Here is a 12,442-nt window from a genome sequence, read left to right on the forward strand (position 1 = left end):
AAATAAAAAATGATCTATTTATTCAATGAATAAGTCCGTATGATAGAACTTTTTAATTTTCCGGTGAAATAACGTTTAATCTAGAGACTTACTAAAGTCTGAGCAATTACCCAATAAATTGTTAATTTTTGTGCACATTAAGTATGAAAGGGATCAGGAGACAATAATGTGGCTAGTCTTTGCAATTACAGCAGCACTTTTATGGGGGTTAAATTATTCGCTTGCGGAAAAAGTACTTCAGAGTATATCTCCAGTCACCTTATTAGCCTTGGAAATGTTAGTTGGCGCTATTGTTTTTTTACTGATGTCTTATTTCACCACATTTAAAAAAGACATAGCCCTTCTTATGACGGACTCCAATTTGCTGTGGCTCACTATTCTTGAAGTCATTATTGTTCTTGCAGCAAGTTTTTTTATTGTCTACTCGATACAATTTAAAAATGCAACCTTAGCAGGTATTGTCGAATTAATTTATCCCTTATTTATTATCCTTTTCACCTGGCTTCTTTTCGGAGAAAACCACATTGATGCATCCGTGATAATTGGGGGCACTCTCATTTTTGTTGGTGTTGCTTTTATAAGCATCTCTTAACTGGAAGCTTCGATAAGTTGCGGCAATCGCAAAGGAGTACCGCATCTTCTCTGATTAACTAACAGCTTCCCGTATGGTCCAAACTCTTTGTGTTTTATCAGAATCTGTTTTTTCCATCCATAGCACCAGTGGTTTGACCCCCACACCTGTCGGTATTAGTTTCGATGACAAAGCCACAGCAAAGGAGTATTTATTTCTTAAGTTTTTAAGTGCATTTAATACGCGGCTTGCATCAGCCTGATTATCTTTAAGGACCAATTCATTCCCGCGATAAATGACGGTTACCAATTGTCCTTTCAGCGCTTCTTTGACGACCGTCTCTAATCGGCGCCAACGAGCTTGTCTTCCGCGCTGTACTTCAGCCTGGGTAGGATTTTGCTGGAATTTTAAACGACCATGAGGGGAAAATACTTTTGCCCAAGTATTATTACCTGGTTTTTGTTGTAGAAAATAGGTACACAATGCATCTACCACGTAACGATATTTTCCAGCAACTGAGGATTTAGTCCCTGGGACATGGTTAACAAAGATTGCAAAAGCCAACGTATGTGCATTAGCGGTGTAAAGATATCCTGAAAGGCTGACTATACCTTTCATAGTCCCCGTTTTAGCACGTACGAGATCTTGTTGGGCAGGACCTTTGAAGCGTTTCTGTAATGTTCCATCACGACCGGAAACTGGCAGCGCCGCAATATATTCATACGATAATGGGAATTTATCATGTAGAAAACGTAATAAACCAACGGTTTGTCGAGGCGTCAACAAATCATGGCGGGACAAACCCGACCCATCGGTCAAAATAGCATTTTTCAGCTCAATACCTGTTTGTTGTTGAATGAATTTTTTAACAATGGATTGTGCATCTGCCCAATTCACCGGTGAGCCCTGTAGTTTCTCTGCCGCATGCAAGAAGAGACTATCTGCATAAAGGTTATCAGAAGGCTTCAGCGTATCCGCCATGAGTTGTGAAATCGGTTTGGAGGATTCCGTGGCAATTAATAAAGAACCTGCAGGTGCCTTACCCAATACTACACTGCCTTCCAGCACAATGTTTGCTTCAGCAAGCTGATGCTTTATTAAACCTTGCGCAAAAAGCAAGGGATTGCGAATTGCCATTTGTTGTTGTACTGCCCATTGCCCTACCGTGACACAACCATTTACAGTGACATGGTTTTGCTGATCCATGGTAAAGCCAACACCACAACGACTACCTCTAGCCCTAGTTTTTACCTGATTATCAATCACCATACTGTGGCTGGCATCATTCGATTCAATAATAGCCGGTTCTTCAGCTTTAGCAGAAGGATTGACCGTTATTGTTAAACGATTGGTGTCAATCATTAAAGGTGCAATAGGTGCACCATAGCTATAAACTAAATCTTCGGCCATCCACCCTGGAGGATAAGGATTAACAGAAGCATGACTGCTATCGATATAAACATTGCCTTGAATGCGATTGATGTGCCAATTTTTCAAACCAGCAATAAGACTTGCAAGCCGTTCATGATTAAAGGAAGGGTCACCTGAAAGATGTAAGTACAGTGAACCCTTTAAGACACCTTGTTTCAATTGCGAGGCATTTGTACTTAACTGATTTCGAAAACGATAGTCTGGGCCTAACACCATCAGTGCCGCTGCATCAGAAAATAACTTCATATTGCTTGCAGGAACAAAAGTGCGATTTGAGTTTCGGTGATAAAGGGTAGCACCGGTTGTTAAATCAACCACTTCTACCCCTATATTAAGTGAAGGAGAAACTTGATTGATTAATTTATCTGCACCGCTTTGAAAGCTGGCATAGGAAGATGCCGCTACCAAGGTTAACAATGTACCTGACAACATCCTTTTCATCAATTTAGTTTTCCTCACATTGAATTGTAGAAAGAGATGTTAATCATAACGCAAGCCCATGCGCTCCAGAAGTCCCGCCAGCGTATCATTATCAAAAAATTTTACTTGCAGCCATCCGCCACTCCCTTCATTAGCTACAATTTGTACAGGAGCGCCTATTTGCTCTGCTATTTTGGCTTCTAAACGCTCAATATCCCGATCCCGTTGTGGACTGCGCAACACTTCTCCCTCTTTTATTTTTTTAACCTGTTTTTCCAGATAACGTACCGACCATTCGTTTTCGATAATCTGCTGTACAAAAAAATGTTGCTGCTCACTGGTTAAGCCAACCAACATTTTTGCATGTCCCATGGAAAGTTGACCTGACTTCACACGCTCCTGGATAGCAGGACTTAATGTTAACAAGCGCAAAATATTGGCAATATGACTACGGGATTTCCCTACCAATACCGCTATTTCATCTTGCTGAAAACGAAATTCTTCCAGCAGCCGGCGATATCCTTCAGCTTCTTCGATTAAATTTAAATTTTCTCGTTGGATATTTTCAATTAACGTCACGGCGGCCGCTTGTTCATCAGTATATTCACCGATTAAGCAAGGAAGCTCTGGTAATCTAGCCAGCATAGCAGCACGCCACCGTCGCTCTCCAGCAATGATTTCAAAGCTGTCTTTTGACAATTCCCGAACCACCAAAGGCTCGATTAATCCCTGTGAAGCAATGGAGTCAGCTAACTCTTGCAAAGCATTCTCTTCAAAATATTTCCTGGGCTGATAACGGCCTGGTTTTAAAAACTCGATGGGGATTAATTTGAATACTCTTTTCATGCAATCAAAAACACTAACCTCGGATGCTATATTCTTTCATAAGTTCGAAGTGGCGTCATCATGAACAGATAAGGCATCTATGCTTTATATTGCATAATAATTTATAGTAATTTTGAGTCTCAATTATTTCTTGCCAGCACTTCTCAACAGAACTATATTCTATTTTTACCTTGTCCCCCAAGAATAGACGATGACCAAAATAGCGCTTTATTTGGCAGGTGGTGGAGCCCGAGGAGCCTATCAGGCAGGGGCTCTCAAAGCAATCAGCACCATTTTGAACTCTAAAAAAATTCCCTTCCACATGCTGACTGGGGCCAGTGTTGGCAGTATAAATACCGCCGTACTTGCTGAAAATGCGCTTGACTTTCCTGCAGCCACTAATAAGTTAAGTGAACTGTGGGGAGAGATTACTTGTAAGCAAATTTTTAAAACCAGCTATTATGCATTCAGTAAAACCTACATGCGTAATATGAAAACTCTCTTTTTTAGACAGCGCCTGTTAGGGCATATCCTTGATACATCCCCTCTTCGTGGGTATCTCAATACCAATATTAATTTTCAAAATGTAGAGGCTGCAATTAAAAAGCAGCATCTGGAAACCATTGAGATCATCAGCAACTGTTATGAAACTCAAAAAACCATTTCCTTCTACCAGCATCACAGCGAACATTTTAAGGATTGGAATTTCCCACTGCATGTTAGTCAACGAGTCAATTTGGAAATGGAATATTTTCTAGCGTCTACCGCATTGCCCTTATTCTTTCCTCCTTCAAAAATAGATGGTTTCCATTATGGGGACGGCCATTTGGGATTGGAAGCCCCTCTACGTGGCGCTATCCACTGTCAAGCAGATAAAATTCTAGTAATAGGGAATCGCCAGTTAAAAAAGGGGGAGCCTGAAAAAATAAAGGACAGCGACATTGATTTCTCACGCGTTCTAGGGGGCATGATCAATGGGTTATTTTTAGATAATCTTGATCGGGATATTGAAATGATTAACCACATGAACAATATTTCCTGCTTGTTACCTCCGGAGAAGAAACAGCAATCCCCCTGGCGAACAGTGGACATCCTTCATTTAAGGCCCAGCGTGGATATAGCCCCGATTGCTCAATCCCATTATTACGGCATTCCCTTTTTTTTACGTCTTCTGCTTAATTTTCTGGGTGCTAAACGGCATTCCGGTGATTTACTGAGCTTTCTTTTATTTGAAAAAGAGTTTACACGCGAATTAATTAAACTAGGCTATAATGACACAATGGCAATGCAGGATACTATTTCGACTTTTTTTGATGGATAGAATACTAAACAGTATACTACTGTTTTAGCCTATACTATTAATAGTTTTCTTTAGTATTGGAGTCACTTGTGTTTTTTCTAAAAAAGAAAGCCCAAACAGAATATAACTGTACTGAATTTGATATTTTTGAGAACAAAATCCATCATATTTCTTATAGCGCGAAAAGACAGTTTTCTCAAAGAAGCTATGAGGAACCCTACTTGTGGACCTCTAATCTTACCGCCTGCGTTGGTGTGGGTTTACGCTCTCAAGAGGGTAAACACTCAAGGATTGAATTATATCATTCGGCCAGTGAGCATTATTTAGAAAATATAGAAATTGATGAAGCTTTAAATGACAAGAATGAATTCGTTAGTATGTTATATTATTTTTTAAACCAAGTAACAGACACGCGGCATTTAAAAATATATGTGGCCTGTGATCCACTACACAGTAATCCATCAAGGGATACAAAATACATTCATAATGGAGTGAATAAGTGCATTGATTATATCAATAAAAGCCAATCTAAATCACTTAAAAAGATAGGCTTTTCCCAAGTTGAAGCCCGTAAGGTAGAGGCAGGAACTTTCTATATTACCGCAACAGGCAAGGCAGGCACGCTTGAAGATGCACTTTCAGAATCACTACATAAGATTCAAGGGTTATTTGCGGATGTGAAATTGGCTGACTCAGAATTATATACAGCATACTTGCAGTTAACTCAGGAAAGGGGAGAACTAGATTCATTTGGTGCTAAGAAAGTTTTTTTTGAAACATTGCAAGATTTAGCATCTACTTATTTATCAGAAGCACATGTTCCCAAACATCAAACAGCGGAACAACTAGCAATTAAACTTGTTTCTTGGGATTTATTTCTTAATGGGCCAGATAGCCAGTTGTTTAATAACTGGCAGGAAAAACATACAAGCATTCAATATGAAGCACCGCCCCCTTATGTTTAACCCGCGTGGATTTTAATTCTATATCATTTGATGAGAACTTAACCACTCATCAATTTCTGAATCAATTTTTTTAATTAATTGTGTGGATGTGGAGTTGTGCTTGGATAATTTTGAGAAAAATGCCATATGAGAATGCCCTGGTGCTTCTAAAGAAGGGGTATTCTTTTCAAGTGCAGAAATTTCCTTTTTTAGTTGTTTTAAACCACCCTTTAAATAATCCAAAGACAGTTTTCCTTCTGCAAAACGTTTATCAAACTCTTCTAATTTATTTTTTGCACTCTGGGATTGGCTCGCTAAAATAGCCAAAGAAGTCTTTATAGTTTGATATTCCTCTTGAATGTCAAGTGATGTATAAGCATCAATAATTTGTTGATAATAATTTTCATCCTGTTCAGGTTGCAATGTAACAAGACAAACACCCGGTGGTAATTGAATATTTGATTGTGCAGTTAGGCAGAAATATTTCTGAATTTTGGCAGCGCCTCCTGTGTCAAGTTGATTTAAAACCCCAGGTATCACCTGATTCAAATCGTCGCTCTCCGACAAAAAACAACGTTGTCCTACTGTAATTCGTTGCTCTTCTAATTCCCGCCGTAATTGAATGTATTCTTTTGTCGCTCTTTGGGCAGTATCAATTAGCCATACTTCATCAAATAATTTTAACGTTATTATAAAAGAACGATCGTACCTTTTTTGTTCTGGCTTTTGTTCAATTTGCATACTTTTGTCTATGGATTTTTCAGTCGTTGTTTGAAAGTCCGCAGGACTTGGATGAAAAGAATAAAACCGTTTGAACGGAGCAGTTAATAGATGGATAAAATAAGAAGCAAATGTGGGTTGCACCGTTAGTTGCTCATCCTTTGCAGTAAAATCAGCGACTGCCTCAGTTAAACTTTCTTTCGTTAAATTTTTTGCTTCGTTTAAATAGCGTAAATATTCATTGACAGAAAAAAGACCAATTTTTCTAAATGGTTTTGGAAGTAAATTGGAAAGTGAACCTTGTATTTTTTCAAAAAATAGAATTGCTTCTTCCGTGGAAGGACGATCCTTGGGATCTTTATGCACCATACAAGAAAAACAATAAGAATAAAGTTTCTTGTAAAGTTCAGGATCCTTCATTACAGATTGCGTAGGCTCGTTTAAATGGAGCAAGTAAAAAAAAGTCGCACCCAGTGCATAAATATCGGATGCTTCACTATATTCTTTTTTATTTTCTATTTCAGGTGCGGTATAACCTTTGGAATAGATAAATTTTTCTTTGGGATGATTGAGAAGCGTGCGTTTTTTCCTGGAGGCACCAAAATCAATAATCGTTGCTTTATTCGTAGCAAAACAATAAAAAATATTGTCTAGCTTAAGATCTTTATGAACAATCCCTTTGTCTTTAATTTTTTTATAAGCTTTAAGGACCTGCAGAATAATTTCAATCCATTTATTCGCAGCTAATAAATAATTGCCTTTATATAATTCTGCCAGTGACACTCCTTCAGCAAGGTGCATTAAAAGGTTTGCTTGTTCAGGTACCCACCAAGTACCACCACCGTGTGCGTGTTGTTTTTTCTGAAGCTCAATGAATGAATTGTTTTTGGCAACATGTCGCTCAAGATAACCTAATGCCAAGTCTACTTTTTGCAAAATCAGGTACTCAGTGTTTTTTTTATCTGGAACAGTTAATTTTAAAACAGCCCAGTCGCCAGTTTTGATGTTTTGTACCAATTTAACATAGCCAAATCCTCCTGCACCTAAATCAGCATTTCGCTTGAGTCCGTAATAAACTGCATAATAATTGTTATCAAAGGCAATAATATCGTAAGGCGTATCTAATTCATTTTTCTTAAATCGTCGGGCAAATTGCCCTTTTTTCGGTAGTGAGTCTTTAATACGCTCAATTTTGCTAATTGTTTTAGCAACAGATTCATTGCTTAGTAACTTGCCATCCAGGGAGAGATCATCCAAATTAACCTTTTTCGGGGCAGAAGGAAGACTAATTTCAGAAATGGTTGGAAATGGCATTTAAAACTCCCTATTTAAATTAAAGACCCGACTAAACAACTAGCAATCCATTTTGAACAGTATACAATGCATTCTCCCTTAACTAGACTACAGATTTTCTATAGTAGGGACAAGGTCATCTGCTTATTAGTAAAAATCAAACCATTGAGAGAAAAATTTCTTCTACATCCAGGAAATTACATATGTCAAATGAAGAAAAATTTACAGGACTAACTATTGAAACCCTTGTGCTAGTTGCCGTTTGGGAGAATCCTTTTGTTTTTCAAGGATGCTTCAAAATTACCAACCTACTTGGAAACACCCCAGTTCTCTTTTTCTTTAGATGCAATTCTCTTTATGAGGCACAAACAGATATCCTTGATCATGATTTTTCACCTGAGCAATATAAGTTTACCCATTTATATAACGAAAGAGGCCTTATTCAGCTTAATACCCTAAATCAGGTACAAGAAAATGCTCTCTACTTATTGAAATATGCACTCCATGTGACCTTAAAAGAAATGTTGTCCAGCAGAAAACTGCATTTTACCGCGATAGATGACATGGCAATGCACGCATTCATTAACAAAATTCAACCAATTTTGAACCAAGACTTACGCTTACCTGAAGAAGAGCATATTGGATTTGCGGTGGCCATGGATTTTTGTCCAGAAGAAGAAACGGGGTTACTGGCAGCTTTAACGTTATTGAGACAGTTAAAAATCTAAATTTGTATGTTAATTGATCTGAAGTTTATTATCTGATAGAGGTAAAGAAACATCTGTAGACCTTGCTCCATGGGCAAAAAAACCCGCCAAGGATAAACCAGAAGGACGTTTATTTATTTGACGCGAAACTTCGTTTGACAATACTTGATTGTCTTTCAGAAAGTCTTCAGTCATTGCTTTTATGTAACTGTCATTTGAATGCAAAATACGTACTACATAACTTGCAGCCTGCTGCAAGTGAGTCGGTGAACCTTTTTCAGCAAGACTCTTAGCCATATCAAGCATCGCATTTGTCAAACCTTGATCAATTGCTTTTTTCATCCAATTTAAAAAAAGCTCTGAATTTTTCGGATATATTTTTGCCAGACGATAAGCTGCAACAGCACTTCCAGCAAGTGCTTCAACCTTAAGGTGTCTAAGTAAATTTACAGTGTCAGTTTTGTATTGATAATCCTCATAAGCGCGTGTTGCAACTGCAAACTTATGTAACTGTTTAGTCATAAAAATTAATCACATTATTGGTTAAGAAAACTAAACAATAGATGAACTAAATTAAGTCATTATTAAGAAAGTGTGAGTTTACGCAATTTTTACGTTTTATCGTAAAGATACCACCCAATATGAAAAAGGCTATGCGCCCCTATCGCAGCAACTAACCCAAATTGCCAAAAAATCCACCCAAACAAAATGGCTTGCCAACTATTTAATAAGAGCATGCTGTAAATAAAGCGTCGGCTTGATTGGCAACCTGCAGCCAAATAAGCAGGAAGCTGGCCAAGGGCAATAACAATACCACTCAAAAGGATGGCTACCCAGATAATTAAGGCACTTTTAGTTCTTGAAAAAAGAATAGAAAAAAAAGTTAATACATTCAGTAATCCCCAACGAGCAATAACCTCTTCAACGACACCCCCATAAAGAATACAACCATCAATACCCAATACGGCTCTTACTTTACGCATGATGTGAAAGGTTTTTTCATCAAGCATGCTACGCACAAAGCCGTAATAGAAAATAAGAAAGACAATCAAGCCACCGACCGTTGTTAAAAAAACGGGTAATAGCATTTCCTGAACTTGGGAAAAACTCGCCCTTCCTTCTAGTAAAGCTTCTAAAATTGGCGCATTTAAACCTGTTTTTAAAGACAATACGCTACCAGCAAAGGTCATTAACAAAACCATAAACAACGTTTGCCCCATTGCCAACCGGCTAATGCGTCTTTTTAGGACTTCGCTATTGTCAGGAAGTAATAAATTAATCAGGCGTGGTACAGCTATAAACACACCCGGCAAAGACAAACAGACTAATACAATGACTAGAGGCCAATTAATTTGCATAATTATTCCTTCCTCAGCACACTATAAAAAAATCCATCTCCACCGTTTTCTTTAGGAAAAATTTGCCACCCAAAACCTGTATTGTATCCCCAAGGTTTACTCTCCGTCATTACGGTACAATCTGTTTGATCGGCTAAAAATTTTGCAATCTGTTGCTCATTTTCTTCCTTCATGATCGAGCAAGTAGCATAAACTAATAAACCACCCGGAGAAAGCAAAGGCCATAAATGTTTTAATAAATTTAATTGTAATTGCACAATAGTTGCAATTTCTTCTTCTGTTCTTAACAATTTAATATCAGGATGACGTCGAATAACACCGGTTGCTGAACAGGGGGCATCAAGAAGGATTCTGTCAAATGGCTTGCCATCCCACCAGGATGAGGGTTTTAGCGCATCTGCCTGAATGAGGGTAGCTTGTAATTGTAAACGTGTTAAATTTTCTTTTACACGCTGCAAGCGTTTTTCATCAACATCCAAAGCCACACAAGCATCCAAATGAGGTTCTATTTCCAAGATATGGCAAGTTTTACCACCGGGGGCACAACAGGCGTCGAGTACCCTTAACCCAGGCTTTAAAGATAGTAAAGATGCGGCCAACTGTGCCGACTCATCCTGGATGGAAACATCCCCCTCCATAAATCCAGGCAGAGTATAGACATCACAAGGGGTTTCCAGCCGTATCCCGTCCACCGAGTAATGATGTGGATAAGCTTCAATCCCCGCTTGTTGTAGCCGCTGCAAATAACGTTCTCTTATTGTATGGCGCGTATTAACCCGCAAGCTCATCGGGGGGTGGATATCATTGGCCAGTAAAATTTCTTGCCACTTTTGCGGCCAATCCTTTTGCAATCGCTGCAAGAACCAGCCTGGATGACCATACATAAAGCCATCATCATTTTGTAAAAGGACTAATAAATGCTGTTGCTCACGACAAAATCGGCGTAACACAGCATTCACCAATCCTTTGGCCCAATTTTTTTTTAGTTGAGCTAACAAATTAACTGTTTCTTTAACCACTGCATAATCAGGTTTCTGCATAAACTGTAACTGGTACAATCCCATGAGTAAAACAAGCCACACATCAATTGCTTTAGGTTGTTTGTCCAAAAGCTTGCCAGTCATGGCTTCTAAACGGAAATACTGCCGACAAACGCCAAAACAAAGTTCTTTAGTAAATGGACTTATGTCTTCTGTTGTTTGCAAGTAACGAGTAAGTGGTTTTTTTTCTTGCATTACCTTTGTTAAGATGTGTAGTGCCTGTAAGCGTTCATTTTTTTTCATTGTAAAACAAGATTTACGTAAAGTTGGGGGCGGTTGGCATTTAACCAATCGGCAATTTTCATTACTTTTGAACCTGGAAATTGAATACATTCAACCATAATGGCATCTTTAGCAGTAGCAACTAACATGCCTTGCCTATCAAGCTTAAGAACCGTTCCGGGAACTGCTTGTCCCACATAGTCAACCACATGAGACCGATAAATACGTACTGTTTCCTTCCCTGTGCTTGTATAAGCTATGGGCCATGGGTTATAGGCTCTAATTTGATTATGAATTTCATAGGCTGTTTTAGACCAATTAATAAGGGCATCTTCTTTATGAATTTTACTGGCATAAGTTGCGTCTACACTATTTTGTACTTTGGGCTGGGCTTGTCCCTGTTCCAATGCATCCAGCGTCGATAACAAAGGCTCTACTGCCAGTTTTGCAAGTCTGTTATGCAGCGTTTCTGCTGTATCATCGGATAAAATGGGACAGCATGCTTGTGCGAGCATGTCGCCTGTATCCATACCCACGTCCATTTGCATGATAGTTACACCTGTTTCAGTATCTCCGTGAAGTATGGCATGCTGTATAGGTGAAGCACCACGCCAGCGGGGCAACAAGGAAGCATGCACATTGATACATCCAAATTTGGGGATGGTAAGCACGTTACGCGGCAAAATAAGACCATAGGCAATCACTACCATCACATCAGGTTTTAAGGTCGCCAGCATAGTCACTGTTTCCTCACTACGAAAGTTTAGGGGTTGATAGACTGGTATATGTTGTGATAATGCCCAATTTTTTACTGCTGAGGGTTGTAATTTACGGCCCCGACCAGCTGGCCTGTCAGGTTGAGTATATACCGCTATTAACTCGTGAGATGACTTAAACAAGGCATCAAGACAAGGTAATGTAAATTCTGGGGTGCCAGCAAATACAATGTTCAATTTTACTCCTCGCTAAAACAATAAGGATTTAAGATCAGCTACTTACGAGCCTTATTACGTTTGTATTTATCGAGTTTTCTTCTCGCCATAGCGCGTTTCAGTGGGGAAAGTAAATCAACAAACAATTTGCCATTCAAATGATCAATTTCATGTTGGAAACACTCACATAGCAACCCTTCGGCGGTCATTTCAAACGGTTTACCCATGCGATCTTGGGCACGAATGGTTACTTTTCTAGCACGCACCACCGTATCATAAGCACCAGGCACTGATAAGCAACCTTCCTGATATTCCATTTCACCCTCAGAGGCTATAATTTCAGGGTTTGCCAAAACTAACTGATTTGTTTTATCTCCAATTACGTCGACCACCGACAGACGCAAACTAACACCTATTTGTGGCGCAGCAAGACCAACACCATTCGCGTTATACATCGTCTCGAACATGTCTTCAATTAGAGTTTGTAAATTTTCATCAAACTGTGTAACAGGCTTTGCAACAAGCCTTAATCGCTCATCGGGTAAATAAAGAATTTTACGTATAGCCATAACTATCTATTTAATACAAATAATGCGTGATATTATCTCCTACACCTCGTATTGCTGCAAGATGCCATATTCAGGATCTCATAGGCTATTCCTACATACCTCTTGCAGTT

12 protein-coding genes are annotated in these 12,442 nt (G+C 38.9%); 4 read left to right on the forward strand and 8 right to left on the reverse strand.

Annotation, left to right across the window (positions count from 1 at the left end; all coding sequences use genetic code 11):
• Positions 1 to 166 precede the first annotated feature (166 nt).
• Positions 167 to 592: a DMT family transporter gene (locus Ljam_RS07765; protein ID WP_058449484.1), complete on the forward strand. Its 426-nt coding sequence runs from the start codon at positions 167 to 169 to the stop codon at positions 590 to 592.
• Positions 593 to 646: 54 nt separating this feature from the next.
• Here the strand turns inward: Ljam_RS07765 and dacB are convergent, their stop codons facing one another.
• Both dacB and Ljam_RS07775 read right to left on the reverse strand, forming a co-directional pair.
• Entirely contained in the window at positions 647 to 2,443 is a 1,797-nt protein-coding gene (gene dacB / locus Ljam_RS07770; RefSeq protein ID WP_058449485.1) for a D-alanyl-D-alanine carboxypeptidase/D-alanyl-D-alanine endopeptidase, read from the reverse strand.
• 39 nt (positions 2,444 to 2,482) lie between these two features.
• Entirely contained in the window at positions 2,483 to 3,268 is a 786-nt protein-coding gene (locus Ljam_RS07775; RefSeq protein ID WP_058449486.1) for a ParB/RepB/Spo0J family partition protein, read from the reverse strand.
• A gap of 190 nt (positions 3,269 to 3,458) precedes the next feature.
• Here Ljam_RS07775 and Ljam_RS07780 point away from each other — a divergent pair, with 190 nt between their 5' ends.
• Both Ljam_RS07780 and Ljam_RS07785 read left to right on the forward strand, forming a co-directional pair.
• The gene (locus tag Ljam_RS07780; protein WP_058449487.1) at positions 3,459 to 4,568 is read left to right on the forward strand and encodes a patatin-like phospholipase family protein; all 1,110 of its coding nucleotides are present in this window, start codon (positions 3,459 to 3,461) and stop codon (positions 4,566 to 4,568) included.
• Positions 4,569 to 4,636: 68 nt separating this feature from the next.
• Positions 4,637 to 5,512: a hypothetical protein gene (locus Ljam_RS07785; protein ID WP_058449488.1), complete on the forward strand. Its 876-nt coding sequence runs from the start codon at positions 4,637 to 4,639 to the stop codon at positions 5,510 to 5,512.
• Between the two features lie 18 nt (positions 5,513 to 5,530).
• On the opposite strand, the gene Ljam_RS07790 is transcribed toward Ljam_RS07785, so the two are convergent.
• Positions 5,531 to 7,525 carry a protein kinase family protein gene (locus Ljam_RS07790; protein WP_058449489.1) on the reverse strand — a complete coding sequence of 665 codons (1,995 nt, stop codon included), beginning with the start codon at positions 7,523 to 7,525 and terminating at the stop codon, positions 5,531 to 5,533.
• A 182-nt stretch (positions 7,526 to 7,707) separates the two neighbouring features.
• Between Ljam_RS07790 and Ljam_RS07795 the strand changes: the two genes are divergently transcribed.
• Positions 7,708 to 8,232 carry a hypothetical protein gene (locus Ljam_RS07795; protein WP_058449490.1) on the forward strand — a complete coding sequence of 175 codons (525 nt, stop codon included), beginning with the start codon at positions 7,708 to 7,710 and terminating at the stop codon, positions 8,230 to 8,232.
• A 9-nt stretch (positions 8,233 to 8,241) separates the two neighbouring features.
• Here the strand turns inward: Ljam_RS07795 and Ljam_RS07800 are convergent, their stop codons facing one another.
• The 5 genes from Ljam_RS07800 to def form a co-directional block, all read right to left on the reverse strand.
• Positions 8,242 to 8,733 carry an SEL1-like repeat protein gene (locus Ljam_RS07800; RefSeq protein ID WP_058449491.1) on the reverse strand — a complete coding sequence of 164 codons (492 nt, stop codon included), beginning with the start codon at positions 8,731 to 8,733 and terminating at the stop codon, positions 8,242 to 8,244.
• Between the two features lie 89 nt (positions 8,734 to 8,822).
• On the reverse strand, positions 8,823 to 9,569 hold the full coding sequence (locus Ljam_RS07805) for a CPBP family intramembrane metalloprotease (protein ID WP_058449492.1): 747 nt from the start codon (positions 9,567 to 9,569) through the stop codon (positions 8,823 to 8,825).
• Between the two features lie 2 nt (positions 9,570 to 9,571).
• The gene (gene rsmB / locus Ljam_RS07810) at positions 9,572 to 10,852 is read right to left on the reverse strand and encodes a 16S rRNA (cytosine(967)-C(5))-methyltransferase RsmB (protein WP_058449493.1); all 1,281 of its coding nucleotides are present in this window, start codon (positions 10,850 to 10,852) and stop codon (positions 9,572 to 9,574) included.
• On the reverse strand, positions 10,849 to 11,784 hold the full coding sequence (gene fmt / locus Ljam_RS07815; RefSeq protein WP_058449494.1) for a methionyl-tRNA formyltransferase: 936 nt from the start codon (positions 11,782 to 11,784) through the stop codon (positions 10,849 to 10,851). The genes rsmB and fmt overlap by 4 nt, the downstream gene beginning before the upstream one ends.
• A gap of 38 nt (positions 11,785 to 11,822) precedes the next feature.
• The gene (gene def / locus Ljam_RS07820) at positions 11,823 to 12,332 is read right to left on the reverse strand and encodes a peptide deformylase (RefSeq protein ID WP_058449495.1); all 510 of its coding nucleotides are present in this window, start codon (positions 12,330 to 12,332) and stop codon (positions 11,823 to 11,825) included.
• Between the last annotated feature and the right edge of the window lie 110 nt (positions 12,333 to 12,442).

This window comes from Legionella jamestowniensis, from assembly GCF_001467745.1.
Taxonomy (GTDB): Bacteria; Pseudomonadota; Gammaproteobacteria; order Legionellales; family Legionellaceae; genus Tatlockia; species Tatlockia jamestowniensis.